The 17,510-nt window shown below is 75.3% G+C and carries 15 protein-coding genes and 1 pseudogene; 8 read left to right on the top strand and 8 right to left on the bottom strand.

The window, feature by feature from the left end; genetic code table 11:
* Window positions 1–386 precede the first annotated feature (386 nt).
* The 4 genes from ACI79I_RS05695 to ACI79I_RS05680 all read left to right on the top strand — a co-directional run bounded on the left by ACI79I_RS05695 (window position 387) and on the right by ACI79I_RS05680 (window position 5,087).
* Complete coding sequence (locus ACI79I_RS05695; RefSeq protein WP_456991314.1) at window positions 387–2,384, top strand: thioredoxin domain-containing protein; 1,998 nt, start codon at window positions 387–389, stop codon at window positions 2,382–2,384.
* Between the two features lie 57 nt (window positions 2,385–2,441).
* Window positions 2,442–3,065, top strand: a complete 624-nt coding sequence (locus ACI79I_RS05690) for a hypothetical protein (protein WP_456991313.1) — start codon at window positions 2,442–2,444, stop codon at window positions 3,063–3,065.
* Between the two features lie 45 nt (window positions 3,066–3,110).
* Entirely contained in the window at window positions 3,111–3,776 is a 666-nt protein-coding gene (locus tag ACI79I_RS05685; RefSeq protein WP_456991312.1) for a maleylpyruvate isomerase N-terminal domain-containing protein, read from the top strand.
* 63 nt (window positions 3,777–3,839) lie between these two features.
* Window positions 3,840–5,087 carry a geranylgeranyl reductase family protein gene (locus tag ACI79I_RS05680; RefSeq protein WP_456991311.1) on the top strand — a complete coding sequence of 416 codons (1,248 nt, stop codon included), beginning with the start codon at window positions 3,840–3,842 and terminating at the stop codon, window positions 5,085–5,087.
* 19 nt (window positions 5,088–5,106) lie between these two features.
* Here ACI79I_RS05680 and trhA read toward each other — a convergent pair whose 3' ends face one another.
* Window positions 5,107–5,922 (bottom strand): PAQR family membrane homeostasis protein TrhA, encoded by an 816-nt coding sequence (trhA, locus tag ACI79I_RS05675; RefSeq protein WP_456991310.1) that lies wholly within the window; start codon window positions 5,920–5,922, stop codon window positions 5,107–5,109.
* A 135-nt stretch (window positions 5,923–6,057) separates the two neighbouring features.
* On the opposite strand from trhA, the gene ACI79I_RS05670 reads away from it, so the two are divergent.
* The 4 genes from ACI79I_RS05670 (at window position 6,058) to ACI79I_RS05655 (ending at window position 9,785) form a co-directional block, all read left to right on the top strand.
* Window positions 6,058–6,837: an isoprenyl transferase gene (locus tag ACI79I_RS05670; RefSeq protein ID WP_456944249.1), complete on the top strand. Its 780-nt coding sequence runs from the start codon at window positions 6,058–6,060 to the stop codon at window positions 6,835–6,837.
* A gap of 12 nt (window positions 6,838–6,849) precedes the next feature.
* Entirely contained in the window at window positions 6,850–8,064 is a 1,215-nt protein-coding gene (locus tag ACI79I_RS05665) for a DUF885 domain-containing protein (RefSeq protein ID WP_456991309.1), read from the top strand.
* A 4-nt stretch (window positions 8,065–8,068) separates the two neighbouring features.
* Window positions 8,069–8,245 carry a hypothetical protein gene (locus ACI79I_RS05660; RefSeq protein ID WP_456991308.1) on the top strand — a complete coding sequence of 59 codons (177 nt, stop codon included), beginning with the start codon at window positions 8,069–8,071 and terminating at the stop codon, window positions 8,243–8,245.
* A gap of 244 nt (window positions 8,246–8,489) precedes the next feature.
* Entirely contained in the window at window positions 8,490–9,785 is a 1,296-nt protein-coding gene (locus tag ACI79I_RS05655; protein WP_456991307.1) for a PhoH family protein, read from the top strand.
* A gap of 88 nt (window positions 9,786–9,873) precedes the next feature.
* Here ACI79I_RS05655 and ACI79I_RS05650 read toward each other — a convergent pair whose 3' ends face one another.
* The 7 genes and pseudogenes from ACI79I_RS05650 to fliR all read right to left on the bottom strand — a co-directional run bounded on the left by ACI79I_RS05650 (window position 9,874) and on the right by fliR (window position 17,510).
* Complete coding sequence (locus ACI79I_RS05650; protein ID WP_456991318.1) at window positions 9,874–10,479, bottom strand: hypothetical protein; 606 nt, start codon at window positions 10,477–10,479, stop codon at window positions 9,874–9,876.
* A gap of 195 nt (window positions 10,480–10,674) precedes the next feature.
* A pseudogene (locus ACI79I_RS05645) lies at window positions 10,675–10,770 on the bottom strand (type IV toxin-antitoxin system AbiEi family antitoxin domain-containing protein); the annotation flags it as partial.
* A 155-nt stretch (window positions 10,771–10,925) separates the two neighbouring features.
* A complete protein-coding gene (locus tag ACI79I_RS05640; RefSeq protein ID WP_456991306.1) occupies window positions 10,926–11,153 on the bottom strand; it encodes a hypothetical protein in 228 nt (75 codons plus the stop codon).
* Entirely contained in the window at window positions 11,150–13,483 is a 2,334-nt protein-coding gene (locus tag ACI79I_RS05635) for a hypothetical protein (RefSeq protein ID WP_456991305.1), read from the bottom strand. Before ACI79I_RS05635 ends, ACI79I_RS05640 begins: the two co-directional genes overlap by 4 nt.
* Window positions 13,464–15,503 carry a flagellar biosynthesis protein FlhA gene (flhA, locus tag ACI79I_RS05630; protein WP_456991304.1) on the bottom strand — a complete coding sequence of 680 codons (2,040 nt, stop codon included), beginning with the start codon at window positions 15,501–15,503 and terminating at the stop codon, window positions 13,464–13,466. The genes ACI79I_RS05635 and flhA overlap by 20 nt, the downstream gene beginning before the upstream one ends.
* An 81-nt stretch (window positions 15,504–15,584) precedes the next feature.
* Complete coding sequence (locus ACI79I_RS05625; protein WP_456991303.1) at window positions 15,585–16,718, bottom strand: EscU/YscU/HrcU family type III secretion system export apparatus switch protein; 1,134 nt, start codon at window positions 16,716–16,718, stop codon at window positions 15,585–15,587.
* A gap of 27 nt (window positions 16,719–16,745) precedes the next feature.
* Window positions 16,746–17,510, bottom strand: coding sequence for a flagellar biosynthetic protein FliR (gene fliR, locus ACI79I_RS05620; RefSeq protein WP_456991302.1), 765 nt, complete (start codon window positions 17,508–17,510; stop codon window positions 16,746–16,748).

Raw genomic sequence — 17,510 nt, 5'->3', positions numbered from 1 at the left:
CCCCCCCCCCCCCCCCCCCCCCCCCCCCCCCCCCCCCCCCCCCCCCCCCCCCCCCCCCCCCCCCCCCCCCCCCCCCCCCCCCCCCCCCCCCCCCCCCCCCCCCCCCACGGCCGGTCCTGCTCCCGCAGCCGACGGAGGAGTGGCGGTCGTGACCGGCTGCGCTGCTCGGAGGAATCGGGAACCGGTCCGGTGATCCGGCGGGCGCCCGCCGGGGTACCGCCAGGACCACACCCCGCCGGGCGATCAGCGGCCGGCGCGGTGTGACCCGGGGTGTTCGGCGGTGGCCGGGAGTGGGCTTCCGGCACACCTCCCAGCGGTGGTCCGTGGAAGCGGATCATGGTGACCGCGCCGCGGGTCCGGTCAGCCGACGTGAGGGGGGGCAGCTCGTGACCAACCGCCTCGCCGGGGCCACGAGCCCGTACCTGCTGCAGCACGCGGACAACCCCGTCGACTGGCGGGAGTGGGGGGAGGAGGCCTTCGCCGAGGCCCGCCGGCGCGACGTCCCCGTGCTGGTGTCGGTCGGGTACGCCGCCTGCCACTGGTGCCACGTCATGGCGCACGAGTCCTTCGAGGACGAGGCGACCGCGGCGCAGATGAACGCCGACTTCGTCTGCGTGAAGGTCGACCGCGAGGAGCGGCCGGACGTCGACAGCGTCTACATGACCGCCACGCAGGCGCTCACCGGCTCCGGCGGCTGGCCCATGACGGTGTTCACCACCCCGGACGGGCGGCCCTTCTACTGCGGCACCTACTACCCGCCACGGCCGGCGCGGGGCATGCCGGCGTTCCGCCAGGTGCTCGCCGCGGTCACCGACGCCTGGCAGAACCGCCGGGAGGACCTCGAGTCGGCCAGCACCCGGATCGTGCAGGGGATCTCCTCGCGGCTGGAGCTCGGGCCACCGACCCCGCTGTCGGCCGCCGACCTCGACGTCGCGGTCGCCGCCGTGGCCGGCACCTACGACGAGCGGTGGGGAGGCTTCGGCGGGGCACCGAAGTTCCCGCCGTCGATGCTGCTGGAGTTCCTGCTCCGCGCGCACGCCCGCACCGGGGACGCCGAGACGCTGCGCATGGCCCGGGGCACGATGGAGGCGATGGCCCGCGGCGGCATCCACGACCAGCTCGCCGGCGGCTTCGCCCGGTACGCCGTCGACGGCCGGTGGGTGGTGCCGCACTTCGAGAAGATGCTCTACGACAACGCCCTGCTGCTGCGCGTCTACCTCCACCTGTGGCGGACGACGGGGGAGGGGTGGGCCCGCCGGGTCGCCGACGAGACCGCCGCCTTCCTCGTCCGGGACCTCGGCACGCCCGAGGGCGGCTTCGCCTCCGCCCTCGACGCGGACACCGAGGGGGAGGAGGGGCTCACGTACGTCTGGACGCCGGCACAGCTGGCCGAGGTCCTCGGGGAGGACGACGGTCGGTGGGCCGCCGAGCTGTTCGGCGTGACCGAGCGCGGCACCTTCGAGCACGGGACCTCGACGCTGCAGCTGCTCGGCGTCCCCGACGACGCGGCGCGGTTCGCCTCGGTCCGGGAGCGGCTGGGCGCGGCCCGCGCCCGCCGCCCGCAGCCGGCCCGCGACGACAAGGTCGTGACCGCGTGGAACGGGCTGGCCGTCGCCGCGCTCGCCGAGCACGGCGTCCTCACGGGGGACGGCGACTCGCTCGTGGCGGCCCGCCGGGCGGCCACGTTGCTGGCCGACGTCCACTGGGTGGACGGGCGGCTGCGCCGCGCCTCGCGCGACGGCGTCGCCGGGGCGCCGGCCGGGGTCCTCGAGGACTACGGCGACCTCGCCGAGGGGCTGCTCGCCCTGCACCAGGCCACGGCCGAGGGGCGGTGGCTGGAGCTGGCCGGGGACCTGCTCGACGTCGTCGCCGAGCAGTTCATCGACGCCGACGGCTGGCACGACACGGCCGGCGACGCCGAGGCGCTGGTGCACCGCCCGTTCGACCCCACCGACGGCCCGACCCCCGCCGGGATCGCCGCCGCGGCCGGGGCCGCGGTGACCTACGCGGCGCTGGCCGGGTCGCCGCGGCACCGGGAGCTCGGCGAGGCCGCCGTGGGCTCGCTGGCCCCGCTGGCCAGGCAGGCGCCGCGGGCGGCCGGGTGGGCCGCGGCCGTCGGAGAGGCGCTGCTGGCCGGACCGCTGGAGGTCGCGGTGAGCGGCCCGGCCGGCCGGGGGCGCGACGCCCTCGCAGCGGCCGCCCGGGCATCGACCAGCCCGGGAGCGGTGGTGGTGGTCGGGGAACCGGACGCCCCGGGGGTGCCGCTGCTGGCCGGACGGCCGCTGGTCGGGGGCGAGCCGGCGGCCTACGTCTGTCGCGGGTTCGTCTGCTCCGCCCCGGTGACCGACGTGTCCGCTCTGAGCGCAGCGATGGCCCCTTGCTGAGGAGCACGGTCCGACTTACCGTGTAAGCGTGTAATCACACGCCTTGAGGAGGCCGTCGTGCACGGACACCACCACCGCTTCTCCGATTCACCCTTCGGCGGCATGCGCGGGGGGTTCCGCGGGGCCGGCTCCCGCGGGCGCGGACCCGGCGGCCGCGGGCGCGGCCCCGAGGCGCCGCCCGTGGAGCGCGCCGAGGTCGCCGGCTGGCTGTCCGGGCGGCTGCCCGACGGCTGGTTCACCGGCCCGGTGGAGCTGACCATCGACCGCGACGAGATCACCGTCGTCGGCACGCTGCCCGAGCCCGCGGCGGGCGAGGGCGACCCGGCCGCCGCGCGGGCCGGGCGGATCGCCCGGTTCCGCGAGGAGACCCGCGAGCAGCGCATGGCGATCGCCGACGCCGCCCAGGAACGCTACGGCCGGTCGGTCGCGTGGGGGGCGGCCTGCGGCGACGTCCGCGAGCTGTTCACCAACCTCTCGGTCCCGGTCATGACCCGGCTCCGGCAGCCGGAGCGGCTGGTGCTCGACACCCTCGTCGACGCCGGCGTCGCCCGGTCCCGGTCGGAGGCGCTGGTCTGGGCGGTCCGGCTGGTCGGACAACACGCCGAGGCGTGGCTGACCGAGCTGCGCGAGGCCATGGCCTCGGTCGAGGAGGTGCGCGGGCGAGGGCCCCAGGTCGGCTGAGGCTCGGGGCTGACGCGGGAGCCCGGTGCCTGCCAGGCTGCGGTCGTGCCCGAGCCGCTGGACCTGCTGCGCACCGCCTACACCGACCTCGCCGAGACCCTCCAGGAGGTGACCGCGGTCGGCCGGGCGTGGGCGCCGACCGGGTGCACGGGATGGACGGTCGTCGACCTCTCCTGGCACCTGATGGGCGATGCCCGCCGCGCGCTCGTCGCGCTCAACACCCCCGCCGCCGGGCCCGCCGACACCGACGCGGTCGACTACTGGCGGGTCTGGCGGCCGGCGGAGCCGGGGGACGACGAGGCGCTGCGGCGCACCCGCGCGGTCGCGAGCGTCGCCGCCGACCCGGCCGACCTCGCCCAGTGGTACGCCGAGACCAGCGCCGCGGTGCTCGTCGCGGCCGGGCGGGTGGACCCGCGCGACCTGGTCCGCACGCAGGGCCGGGTGCTCCCGGTGGCCGACCTGCTCTCGACGCTGGCGGTCGAGGCCGCCGTCCACCACTTGGACCTGGTCCGGTACCTGGACCGGCCGGGGCCGTCCGCGGGGCCGCTGGCCGAGGCGCGCCGCGTGCTCGAGGGCCTGCTCGGCGCTCCGCTGCCCACGGCGTGGGACGACGCCACCGCGGCCCGGCGTGGCACCGGCCGCGAACCGCTGGACGACGTCGACCGCGCGCTGCTGGGCCCGGCGGCGGAGCAGTTCCCCCTGTTCGGCTGACGGCGGCCCCGCTGCTCCTGGGACGGGACCGCGGCGAGGCCGCCACCTGGGACACTCGTCGTCGTGCCGACCGACGCCGCCCCCGCCGCCACCGACGTCCTGGTCGTCGGCGCCGGGCCGGCCGGTGCGGCGGCCGCCGCCTGGGCCGCGCGCGCCGGACACGACGTGGTGCTCGCCGACGCAGCCTCCTTCCCCCGGGACAAGGCCTGCGGCGACGGCCTGACCCCGCGGGCGGTCGCCGAGCTGGACCGGCTGGACCTGGGCGACTGGGTGCGGGCGCGGGCCCGCAACCGGGGCCTGCGCGCCGCCGGGTTCGGCCGGGAGTGGCAGCTGCCCTGGCCCGGCGGCGAGTTCCCTGACCACGGCAGTGCCGTGCCGCGCACCGAGCTCGACGCCCGCATCCGCGAGGGAGCCCTCGCTGCCGGCGCCACGCCGCTGGAGGGTGCCCGGGCGGTCGACGTGGAGCGGGACGGCGACCGGGTGACCGCGGTCGTGTTCGAGGTCGGCGAGCAGGCGGTCACCGTCGGGTGCCGGCGCCTGGTCGTGGCGGACGGCGCCCGCTCACCGCTCGGGCGGGTGCTCGGCCGCGAGTGGCACCGCGACACCGCCTACGGGGTGGCCGCCCGGGGGTACGTGCGCTCCGGCCGGGCGGACGACGAGTGGATCTCCTCGCACCTGGAGCTGCGCGGCGGGGAGGGCGAGCTGCTCTCCGGCTACGGGTGGGTGTTCCCGCTCGGCGCAGCGGCCGGGCAGGTGAACATCGGTGTCGGCACGCTGGCCACCGCCCGCCGTCCGGCCGGCGTGCAGCTCAAGGCGCTGCTGGAGACCTACGCCGACGCCCGCCGCGAGGACTGGCGGCTCGACGGGCCGGTGGAGGCGCCGGCCTCGGCGCTGCTGCCCATGGGCGGGGCGGTCTCCGGTGTGGCGGGCCGCAACTGGGCGCTGGTCGGCGATGCCGCGGCGTGCGTCAACCCGCTCAACGGCGAGGGCATCGACTACGGCCTGGAGACCGGCCGCACCGTCGTCGACCTGTTCGCCGAGGACGACCTGACGCACGCCTGGCCGGCCACCCTGCGGCGTCACTACGGGGAGGCGTTCTCCATCGCCCGCCGGCTGGCCGGACTGCTCACGGTGCCGCGGTTCCTGCCCGCGGCCGGCCCGGTCGGCATGCGCTCGCACGCCCTGATGACCGTCGCCCTGCGGGTGATGGGCAACCTGGTCACCGAGGAGGACCGCGACCTCGTCGGCCGCGCCTGGCGCGCGGCGGGGCGGCTGTCCGTGCGAGTGGACGACCGCCCGCCGTTCAGCTGAGGCGGTCCGGCACCGCCGGTCAGCCGACGAAGGGCGAGTTGTACATCGCGAAGTAGACGGCGATGTAGTGGCAGATCGCGGCCACGATGGTCAGCGCGTGGAAGACCTCGTGGTACCCGAAGACGCCGGGCACCGGGTTGGGCTTCTTCACGGCGTAGGCCACGCCGCCGAGGGTGTAGAGCACGCCGCCCACCGCGAGCAGCACCAGCGAGGTCACCCCCGCGATGTGCAGGATGTCGGTGAGGATGAACACGGCGACCCAGCCCAGGCCGATGTAGAGCGGCACCCCCAGCCAGCGCGGGGCGGTCGGCCAGGTGAGCTTGAGCGAGACGCCGGCCAGGGCCCCGGCCCAGACGCCGCCCAGGACCCAGTAGCCCATCGGCTGGTCGACGGCCAGCAGCGAGAAGGGCGTGTACGTGCCGGCGATGAACAGGAAGATCATCGAGTGGTCGAGCCGCTTCATGATCTTCCAGCCGCGCGGTGACCACCGGCGCCGGTGGTAGAGCGCGCTGATGCCGAACAGCCCACAGATGGTCACGCAGTAGACGGCCACCGAGAAGCCGGCGCGGGCACCCAGCACGGAGCCGAGCGGGATGAGCACGGCCCCGGCGACGATGGCGCCGAAGAACGCGAACAGGTGCAGCCAGCCGCGCAGCCGCGGCCGGGTGTCGGGGTGGTCCCAGTCGGCGTCGGCGAAGTCCTCGGCGGTCCAGGTCCGCTCGACCCGCTCGCCCTCATCGACGACGGTGGTGACCGCCTGGCCGCGAGGGGCTTCCAACTCGGCGTGGTCCGCCTCGACCCGCACACGTTCACGGCCGTCGGGGGGAGGGTTCATGAGCCGAGGTTACGAGGCCGGGGTCGGGGGCGCAGTGGCACGCGGCTGTGTGCTCCCTGTCATCCCACGACGCCTTCGCGCAGGTCGGGAACGGGTACGCGGAGCCGCGTCGCGGGGGGCCTATGGTGACCCCCCGTGGGGGTTCGGCAGTGGGTCCGTGACGTCCTCACCGAGGTCTACGAGCGGCGTCTCGCCCGGGCCCTGGTGGGCGCCGACACCCCCTGCCACGTCGGGGTGATCGTCGACGGCAACCGTCGCTGGGCCCGCGCGATCGGGCTCGAGGACCCCAACGCCGGCCACCGCCGCGGCGCGGACAAGATCGCCGCCTTCCTGGGCTGGTGCGACGAGGCCGGGGTCGAGGTGGTCACCCTCTTCCTGCTCTCGACCGACAACCTGTCGCGGCCCGAGCCCGAGCTGGTCCCGCTGCTGCGGATCATCGAGGGCGTCGCCGAGGACCTCGCCGGGCCCGGTCGTCGCTGGCAGCTGCGCCCCGTCGGTGCGCTGGAGCTGCTGCCGGCCGAGACGGTCGCCGTCCTCAAGTCCGCCGAGGAGACCACCCGCGACCGGCCCGGGGCGATGGTGAACCTGGCCGTCGGCTACGGCGGACGGCGGGAGATCGCCGACGCCGTCCGGTCGCTGCTGGCCGAGCACGCCGAGCGCGGGACGTCGCTGGACGAGCTGATCGGCCTGCTGGACGTCGAGCACATCGCCGAGCACCTGTACACCCGCGGCCAGCCGGACCCGGACCTGGTGATCCGCACCAGCGGCGAGCAACGGTTGTCGGGGTTCCTGCTCTGGCAGACCGCGCACTCGGAGTTCCACTTCACCGACGTGTACTGGCCCGACTTCCGTCGCGTGGACTTCCTCCGCGCGCTGCGGGCCTACGCCGCCCGGCACCGTCGCTTCGGCAGCTGAGAAACTGCGGTCATGGCGGCCTCCCTCGACGTCCCCCTGGAGTACGTGCGGCTGGGGCTGCGGTTCGACCGCCTGGAGTCCGGTTTCGTCGACGCCTACACCGGCGACAAGCGGATCCGCGCCGAGGTGGAGGCCGAGCCTGCGCCGACCCCGCAGCAGCTGCGCGACCAGGCCCGGGCCCTGCTGCGCGAGCTCGACGTCGCCGACCTGCCGGCCGACCGCGCCGAGTTCATCCGCGGTCAGCTCACCGGGCTGGAGTGCAGCGCGCGCACGATGAGCGGCGAGCCGGTGGCCTTCCTCGACGAGGTCTCCAGCTACTTCCAGGTCGACGTCGCCCTCGGCGACCCGGCCGCGTACGGCGCGGCCCACGCCGAGCTGGACGCACTGCTGCCCGGCAGCGGCCCGCTGGCCGAGCGGTACGCCGCCCACCGCCGCCGGGAGGAGTGCCCGCCGGGGCGGCTGGCCGAGGCGGTGCACGCGCTGTCCAGCGCGCTGCGGGACCGGGTCCGCGGCGAGTACGGGCTCCCCGAGGCCGAGACGGTGCACTACGAGGTGGTCACCGACCAGCCGTGGTCGGGCTTCAACTACTACGAGGGCGACTACCACTCCCGGGTCGCGATCAACGCCGACCTGCCGCACCGGCTCGGCCAGCTGCCGCACCTCGTGGCGCACGAGGCCTACCCCGGGCACCACACCGAGCACTGCCGCAAGGAGCTGGGGCTGGTGGAGCGGGCCGCGCGGCTCGAGCACACCGTCTTCCTGGTCAACACCCCCGAGTGCCTGATGGCCGAGGGGCTGGCCGACCTCGGCGTCCAGGCGGCGATCGGCCCCGGCTGGGGCCCCTGGGCGGCGGAGGTGCTCGGCGACCTGGGGCTGCACTTCGACGGCCACCTGGCCGAGCGGGTCGCGGCCGCGGCGGCGCCCCTCAACCGGGTCCGCCAGGACGCCGCCGTCCTGCTGCACGACCGGGGCGCGGACGCCGACGAGGTCGCGGCCTACGTGCAGCGGTGGTCGATGGTCAGCGCCGAGCGCGCCCGCCAGCAGCTGCGCTTCCTCACCCACCCGCTGTGGCGGGCCTACATCACCACCTACGTCGAGGGTTTCGACCTGCTGTCGGCCTGGCTGGACGCCCGGCCCGACGGGCAGCGCGTCGCCGACCGGTTCGTGCGGCTGCTGGACGAGCCGCTGACCCCGGCCGCCGTCGCCCGCGAGCTGCGGCCCGCCTGACTCGATGGCGCAGCGCGACCCGGAGGAGGCCCGCGACCTGGGCCTGTGGACGGCCGGCTGGCTGGCCGTGCTCCTGGTGGGCGGCATCTGGTGGATCGGCGACCTCGCACTGCAGTGGCCGGTGCTGCTCGTGCCGCTGGTGTGGGCGCTGGTCGCCGCCCGGCCCCGGGGACGTCGCTGAGACGGCTGGGACCAGTGGTGCCCCGAGAGGGTGACACGCCGCCTCTCGGACACGTTCCTGTCACCTCCCGGGCCTACCGTCCGCGGTGGAGGACGAGCTCACCTCGCCCTCCACGGGAGGCCCGGTTGGTGCTGACGATCTCGTCGACCAGGGGGGCCGGTACCCGGCCCCTGCGCCGGGGCCCGGCCACCTTCGAGCCGGGGCGCGCCTTGTGCGCAGGGTGGCGCCCCACGGGAGTCGACTCGTGAACCCTCGTCGCACGTTCGTCCTCGACACCTCGGTCCTGCTCTCCGACCCCGCCGCGCTGCTGCGCCTGGGTGACAACGACGTGGTGCTCCCGCTCGTCGTGATCGGGGAGCTGGAGGACAAGCGCAACCACCCGGAGCTGGGCTGGTTCGCCCGCCAGGCGCTGCGCCTGCTCGACGACCTCCGGGTGCAGCACGGCCGGCTCGACGCGCCGGTGCCCGTGGGGGAGGACGGCGGCACCCTGCACGTCGAGCTCAACCACAGCGACCCCGCGGTGCTGCCGGCCGGCTTCCGCAACGACAGCAACGACAGCCGGATCATGGTGGTGGCGCTGAACCTGCGCGCCGAGGGCCGCGACGTCTGCCTGGTCACCAAGGACGTCCCGCTGCGGGTCAAGGCGGCGGCCGTGGGCCTGGACACCGACGAGTACCGGGCGCTGGACGCCGTCGACGCCGGCTGGACCGGGATGGCCGAGCTGTCGCTGGAGGACGCGGAGCTCTCGGCGCTCTACGACGACGGTGAGGTGTACGTGCCGGCCGCGGCCGAGCTCCCGCCGCACACCGGGCTGGTGCTGCTGTCCTCCCGCGGGTCCGCGCTGGGCCGGGTGACCCCCGACAAGCAGGTGCGGCTGGTGCGCGGTGACCGCGAGGCGTTCGGCCTGCACGGCCGGTCGGCCGAGCAGCGGGTGGCGTTGGACCTCCTGCTCGACCCCGAGGTCGGGATCGTCTCGCTGGGCGGGCGGGCCGGCACGGGCAAGTCCGCGCTGGCGCTGTGCGCGGGCCTGGAGTCGGTGATGGAGCGCCGGGCGCACAAGAAGGTGGTGATCTTCCGCCCGCTGTACGCCGTCGGCGGCCAGGAGCTGGGCTACCTGCCCGGCAGCGAGGGCGAGAAGATGTCGCCCTGGGCGCAGGCCGTGTACGACACGCTCGGGGCGCTGGTGTCCACCGACGTGCTCGACGAGATCGCCTCCCGCGAGCTCATCGAGGTGCTGCCGCTGACCCACATCCGCGGGCGCTCGCTGCACGACTCGTTCGTGATCGTCGACGAGGCGCAGTCGCTGGAGCGCGGGGTGCTGCTCACCGTGCTGTCGCGGCTGGGCTCGGGGTCGCGGGTGGTGCTGACCCACGACGTCGCCCAGCGGGACAACCTGCGGGTCGGGCGGCACGACGGCATCACCGCGGTGATCGAGGCGCTCAAGGGCCACCCGCTGTTCGCGCACGTGACCCTGACCCGCTCGGAGCGCTCCCCGATCGCGGCGCTGGTCACCGAGATGCTGGAGGACCTCCCGCTCTGAGCCCGCATCGCCGGGCGCTCTTGCGGTGACTCGTCAGCTCCTGCGGTGGTCCATCGCCGCGGAAGCGAAGGAGGCACCGCAAGAGCGCTCAGCGGAGCCGCCGTCCACGGGCGAAGGCACGGCGGAGCCGCTCGCCGACGACCGCGGGGCGCCCCAGATCGGTCCACGTCCAACGCGCCATCTGCCAGCCCAGGTCCCGCAGCTCGTCCTCCCGGACCTTCTCCTCGAAGACGACGTCCTCGGGCGACCTCCCGGACGGGGCGTTCGCGCCGTACTCGACCCGCCCGTCGAACTCGCCGAGGGTGCCGTGTTCCACCCAGCCGAAGTCACAGCGGCCGACCAGGCTGCCGTCCCCCCGGCGCACCCGTAGCTGGAGGTCGGGTCTCGGTAGCCCCAGCCGGTGCACGAGGACCCGACTGCGACTCTCCCCGACACTCTCACTCCGCCCGTCGGCGAAGGCCAGCACCCGGGCGGCTCGCCGGATCCCGGGCACTGCGCCCATGCCGGCCAGGCAGTCGGCCAGCGCGTCGGCTGATGTCTCTCCCGAAGCGAGGGCCGCATCGGCGACCACCACAGCGCTCTCGAACCCGACGGTGCGTGCCACGTCGACCACCGTCCGCGGCAGGTCCGTGACCAGCAGCCCGTCCACGACGGTCACCTGGTCGTCCGGCAGCTGCGCGACGTGGAGGTGCACCCGGGCGCTACCGCTACCGGCCGCGGGCGGTCGACGGGTCAGGTGGACCCGGTGTGGCGACGTGCCCCGGAGCGGCAGCCCGTGCAGCAGCGCAGCCGACACGTGGCTGACCGTCCCGGGGCGCCGGAGACCTGCCACGGTCGCCGACACGACAGCCCGATGGCGTGCCACGGCTGCACCCGCCGGGAGGTAGGCACCTCGCTGGAGGCGCTGCAGGTCACCGCGGCGCACCATCCGGGCCAGTTCGGCATCGGAGTACCCCTGGGCCAGGGCGTCGACTCGACGGATCACGCCGCCCGCACGTTCGTCGTTCACGGCTCGACCCTGTCCCGTTGACGCTCGCCGTGGTCCGGCCGCACTCCATCCTGTGGACAGCCGGGCTCATGTCCGCAGGAGCCAGCACGACGAGCAGTGCGCCGGAACCCCGGCAATGAGTGCGAGGCCGGTCAGGGGGCCGGGTCCGGCTCCTGGTCGGCAGGAGGCTCGGGGCGCGAGGGACGGCGCGGGGTGCTGGCCCAGTGCAGCAGCGCCACGGCACCCCAGCCGGCCGCGAGGCACCACGGCAGCCGGACGGCCACCTCGTCCACCGTGAGGTCACCGCGCAGGCCGCGCGCGAGGACCGGCAGGGCGAGGACGAACCCCACCGCGAGGACCTCCCACCGCAGCGGGCTCATGTCCCGGAGCTCTCCAGCCGCTCGCACAGCAGGGAGGCCCACCGGTGCGCGGTCGCGCGGGAGCCGTCGAGGAGGGCCACGGGCGTGCGCGTGCGGCCCAGGACGGCGGCGGGGTCGGCGGTGAGGTCGGTGTCCTGCACCACGAGCGCGTCCACCCGGGACAGCCCGTCCAGCCAGGGGAGGACGTCCTCCGGCTTCCGGGTCGCCTCGACCACGGCCCACACCCCGGCGGGGGCGAACACCGCGATCACCTGCTCCAGCCAGGTGGCGCTCGCGGCGCGCAGCGGGGCGTCGACGGCGACGATGGTCAGCGTCCCCGACCGGTCGGCCTCCTGCTTGCGCTCGAGCGCGGCGTCGATGCTGCTGATCCGGTTGCCCCGTGGGGCGAGGGCGGCCAGGTCGCCGCGGGAGGCCCACTGCAGCCGTTCGGCGTCCAGCCGCAGGGAGGCCGCCAGCGAGCGGGCGGCGGCGAGGGTCTCCACGCCCGGACCCACCAGGAGCAGCACCTCACCAGGGCCGCTGGGCAGGGCGGGCGCCGTCGGGAGCCCGGCCGCCAGGGCGCGGGTGAGCGCCGCGTAGGTGCCGCGCCGCGCGACCTCGAGGGCGAAGTCGTCGCCGAGCAGGTGCTCCGGCACGCCCAGGGCCAGCAACTGGCGGACGACGGCGTCCTCCGCCGGACCCGCGATCGGGCCGCTCGGCGTGCTCGGCGCCGGGCGCTCGCGCACCGACGTCACGACGACCGGGTTGCCGCGCCAGGCAGCGGCGCGCTTGTCCACGGGCAGGCGGGTGACCGTGGCCAGCCCGGCGGCACCGCGGGCACCGCTGGTCCGCGCCACCTGCTGACCCGGCGCGCCCGGACGGCGGATCGCCGGCGGGACCGGGGGCCGCGACAGCAGCGGCGGGATGGCGAGGGCGGTCCCGGGTGCGGGCGGGGGCAGCAGCGACAGCGGCGGGAGGACGGTCGTGGCGTCCAACGGCAGGGGAGCGGGGTCGCTCGCGGTCGGGGCGAGCACGTCCTCGGCGACCTCCCACTCGTCGGCCTCGGCCGTGGCGTCGACCCACATCGGGATCTCGGCCGTGTGCGCCTCGGCGAACGCGGTGTCGGCGTCGAGGTCGTCGGCGGGCGCGTCGTGCACGTCGGACTGGGAGGCCGAGCCCGCCAGCACGCCTCGCAGCAGCTGGGTGAGCGCCGCGTCGGACGTGTCGTGCGCGAGGGCGGCGCGCAGCACCTCGGCGATGGCCTCCTCGCGGGAGGTGATCGGGCCGGTGGAGAAGTCCGGCTCACTGGCCCAGGCGGGCACCGGCGCCGGCTCGAGCTCGGTGGCGGGGGGCACCGGCGGGACGGCCGGAGCCGCCGCGACGGGGACCGCAGGGGGGACCGGGACGGCCGGCGGGACGTCGACCACGGGCGAGGCGGCGGGCGGGGGGACGGCGGCGGCCATCGGGGGGGCCGGAGGAGCCACGGGCGCCGGGGGGACCTCGACCACCGGGGGAGCGACGGGTGGAGCCGGGGGGACCGCGGCGGCCAGCGGCGGGGTTGCCACCGGGGGTGCCGGGACCTCGGCCACCGGGGGAGCCACGGGCGCCGGGGGGAGGTCGGCCACGGGAGGAGCCGCCGCGGCCACCGGCTGCTCCCACGCGGGAGCGGCAGCCGGAGCGGCGGAGGACGCCGCAGCGGGAGCGGCAGACGCCGCCGCGGCGACGGCCTCGTCCACCGCGTCCCGCACGTCGGCGTCGCCGGCCACCATCGCGGCCAGCGCCGCGGTGAACGGCGACGGCGCCAGCGGGGCGTCGTCCACCACCGGAGCCGGGGCGGCAGCAGGTGCAGCGGCGGGAGCCGCAGCCGCGGCCGCCAGAGGACGCCCGGCAGGCGGGGTCGTCGCTGGCCAACCGGCAGCCGGGGCCGCCGGACGACCCGCAGGCGCGGCCGCCGCCGGACGACCGGCAGCCGCACCGGCGCGCGGGACCCGTCCGGCGGTCGGGCGGGCCGCCGTCGCGGAGGTGCGCGAGTACAGGTCGACGCCCGGGGAGTCGTCGCCCGCCAGCAGCCCGGCGACCTCGTCGACCGGGTCGGGCAGCACGGGGGCGCGACGCAGCGCGGCCTCGATGCGGGCGGCGGACTCCGCGCGCGAGGCCGGCCGGCGCTCGACGGGGGACGGCGCGGCGACCTCCTCCACCTCGGCGACGAAGCGCTCGGTGGTGAAGAAGCCCATCACCCCGCCGGTGCGGACGCGACGGATCCCGACGATCCGGACCGACGAGCCGTACTTCTCCCGCGCCGCGGCGATCGCGCCCTCGCGCGTGACGGCCTCAACGGATGGCAACGGCACCGTTCACCACTCCCAGTGACTCGATCTGGGCCGTCCGGGAGACCTCCGTGTAGGAGATCACCGGCAGGCGGGGGAGGATCTGACGCATCAGGCGGGACAGGGCGGCCCGGACCTGCGGGGAACACACGAGCACCGGCGAGAGCCCCAGCCGCTCGGCGTCGCCGAGCAGGCCGGTGCAGCCGTTGACCAGCGCGTCGACCGTGCCGGCGTCCAGCGCCAGCACCTGGTGGCCGTCGCTGTGCCGCACCGCCTCCAGCAGCCGCTGCTCGAAGGCGGGGTCGAGGGTGAGCACGTGCAGGCGCTCGTCCTCGCTGACGTAGGGCTGGCTGATCGCCGAGCCCAGTGCCGAGCGGGCTGCCTCGACCAGGCCGTCGACGTCGGTGGAGACCTTCGCCCGGACCGAGAGCGCCTCGAAGATGCGCACCAGGTCGCGGATGGAGACGTTCTCCTCCAGCAGCCCGTGCAGCACCCGCTGGACCTCGCCCAGCGTGAGCAGCGTCGGGGTGAGCTCCTCGACGACGACCGGGTGGGTGCGGCGGACCATCTCCACCAGCAGCCGCACGTCCTCCCGGCCGAGCAGCTGCGCGGCGTTCTGCCGGACCACCTCGGCCAGGTGCGTGGTGATGACCGAGGAGCGGTCGACGACGGTGGCGCCGGCCATCTCGGCCTGCCGCTGCAGCTCGGCCGGCACCCACTTGGCCGGCAGCCCGAACACCGGCTCGCGGGTGGCCTTGCCGGGCAGCGCGTCGAGCGCGTCGCCGATGGCCAGCACGGTCCCGGCCGGCGAGATGCCCTTGGCCGCGGGGACGCCGTTGAGCCAGATGACGTACTGCGACGAGGGCAGGTCCAGGTTGTCGCGGGTGCGCACCAGCGGGATCACCAGACCGGTGTCCATGGCGACCTTCCGGCGCAGCGCCTTGACGCGGTCGAGCAGGTCGCCGCCGCGGGCGGAGTCGACCAGGTCGACGAGGTCGAACGCCACCTCGAGCTCGAGCGGGTCGACCCGCATCTTCTCGGCGATCGCCTCGGGGGAGTCGGGCTTGGGCTCGTCGTCGGCGACGGCCGGCGCGGCCGACGGGTCCTCGTCCGGGGCCTCGGTCATGCGCGCGGCCATGAGCAGGAACAGGCCGCCGATGACCAGGAACGGCAGCTTGGGCAGCCCGGGGATCAGGCACAGCGCGAGGGCGGCACCGCCGGCGATGCGCACCGGCTGCTTGAACCGGCCCAGCTGGCCGAGCAGGTCGCTGCCCATGTCCCCGTCGGAGGCCGAGCGGGTGACGATGATGCCGGTCGCGGTCGACAGCAGCAGCGCCGGGATCTGCGAGACCAGGCCGTCGCCGACGGTCAGCAGCGAGTACGTGGAGACGGCGTCCGCGGGGGCCATGCCCAGCTGCATGACCCCGATGGCGAACCCGCCGACGAGGTTGATCAGCGTGATGATGATGGCGGCGATGGCGTCGCCCTTGACGAACTTCGAGGCACCGTCCATCGAGCCGTAGAAGTCCGCCTCGGCGGTGACCTCGGTGCGCCGCTTGCGGGCCTGCTCCTCGTTGATCAGCCCGGCGTTGAGGTCGGCGTCGATCGCCATCTGCTTGCCGGGCATCGCGTCGAGGGTGAACCGCGCGCCGACCTCGGCGACGCGACCGGCACCGTTGGTGATCACGACGAACTGGATGATCGTCAGGATCACGAAGATCACCAGGCCGACGACCAGCGAGCCGCCGATCACGAAGTGCCCGAACGCCTCGATGACCTTGCCGGCGTACCCGTCGGTGAGGACCAGCCGCGTCGAGGAGACGTTGAGCGCCAGCCGGAACAGCGTCGCGATGAGGATCAGCGACGGGAAGACGGCGAAGTCCAGCGGCCGCTTGATCTGCATCGAGACCAGCAGGATCAGCAGCGCGGCGGTGATGTTGAAGCCCAGCAGCAGGTCCAGCACCGCCGAGGGCAGCGGGACGACCAGCATGAGGACGATGGCCACCACGCCGATCGGGACGGCGGCCTTCGTCAGCTTCTGCACGAGGGGACTCATCGGCAGTCCGGCTCGAGCGGGGTACCGGCGCCGACGTCCTCCGCCCCACCCGTCCCACGCGCCCCTGGCTCAGCGCCGGCGGCCGGCCTTCGGCAGTCCCTCGACGTCGGGTGCCTCGAACCCCGGGCGGTGCAGGCCACCCCGGACGCCCCGGGTCGACAGCTGCATGACGAAGGCGAGCACGCGCGCGACCGCCGTGAACAGCTGCGCGGGCACCTCCTGGCCGAGCTCGCAGGAGGCGTGCAGCGCCCGGGCGAGCGGGATGTCCTGCACCATCGGCACCCGCGCCTCCTCGGCGCGCTCCCGGAGCCTGGCGGCGAGCTCGTCGGCGCCCTTGGCGACCACCCGCGGGGCACCCCGCTCGGGCTCGTACTTGAGAGCGACCGCGACGTGCGTCGGGTTGACCAGCAGGACGTCGGCGGTGGCGACCTCGCTCATCATCCGGTTGCGCGACATGGCCAGCTGAGCCGCCCGGCGCTGGCCCTTCAGGTGCGGGTCGCCCTCGGACTGCTTGTGCTCCTGCTGGACCTCGTACTTGCTCATCTTGAGCTTGTTCATGATCTGCTTGCGCACGACGATGTAGTCGGCGACGGCGATCGCCAGCCCGCTGACCGCCACCACCCGGAACATGAGGACGGCGGACTCGCTGAACGTCGCCGTGACCGACGACAGCGGCAGCGCCCCGGCCGACGACACCAGCTCCGTGGCCCGGTCGCTGGTGACGATGACGACGGTGGCCAGCGCCGCGGTCTTGATCAGTGCCTTCGCGGCCTCCCACCACCCGTGGGTGCCGAACATCCGCTTCATCCCGGGGAACGGGTTGAGCTTCTTCAGCGTCGGCTTCATCGGCTTGGCCGACACCGCCACCCCGCCCTGCGCGGCGGTCGCGAGGACGCCGATGGCCATGAGGGCCAGGGCCATCGGCAGCAGCGTCGTCAGGAAGGCGGTCAGCGCCTGCCCCAGCAGCGCGGACACCGCCTCCGCCTCGGGGTGGGTGGCCACCGACCGCACCTGGACGAACAGCCTGCCGACCGCGTCGTAGGCGTTGCCCACCAGCATCGGCAGCAGCACGCTGGCCGCCGCCGCCCCCGCCCAGGTGCCCAGCTCCTGGGTCCGCGGGATCTGCCCCTCCTTGCGCGCCTCCTTCAGGCGCTTGGGAGTCGGGGCCTCTGTCTTCTCACCACCCGGGCCGTCCTGGGCCATCAGGCCACCACCAGCTCAGTCACGGGGTCACCCGCTCCGGAGGGAGACCATCGCCCGCGCGGCGTGGTCCATCAGCGCGTCGAGGGCCGGCGGCAGCAGGGGGAAGGTCAGGCCGAGCAGGGCGAGCGTCAGCATGATCTTGACCGGGAACCCCATGGCGAAGATGTTCAGCTGGGGCGCGGCACGGCTCAGCAGGGCCAGGGCGACGTCGGCGAGCAGCAGCACCGCCACCATCGGTCCGGCGATCTGCAGCGCGGCCAGGAACATCATCGAGAAGGCGGTCACCAGCACGTGCCCGAGCTGCTCGGTGGGCACGCTGCCGCCCACCGGCAGCCCCTCGTAGGACGTCGCGAAGCCGCGCACGATGAGCAGGTGGCCGCCGCTGGTGAACAGCAGGGTGGTCGCCAGCAGGGAGTGCAGCCGGCCGATCGACGAGCTGGTCGCCATCGACAGCGGGTCGTACGCCGGCTGCAGGGAGAACCCGCCGGTGAGGTCGATCAGGTCGCCGGCGTACTGGACGGCGGCGAACAGCACCTGGACGACGAAGCCCAGGGCGGCGCCGATGACGACCTCGGTGACCGCGCCGACGACCAGGAAGCCCGCGGTCGGGTCGGGCATCTCCGGGGCGATCCGGGCGAGCAGCGCCACCGACAGCGCCAGGGCGAGGGCGCCCTTGACCGGGGCCGGGATGGTCCGGGTGTTGAACGGCGGGGACAGCAGGACGAAACCGGCCGCCCGGGCGGTGCCGAGCAGCAGCGCCGCCAGCGTGCTCGCCGGGACCTCGAGGTCCAC

This window comes from Geodermatophilus sp. SYSU D01105 (assembly GCF_054050095.1).
This window is presented reverse-complemented; position numbering and strand designations above follow the sequence as displayed.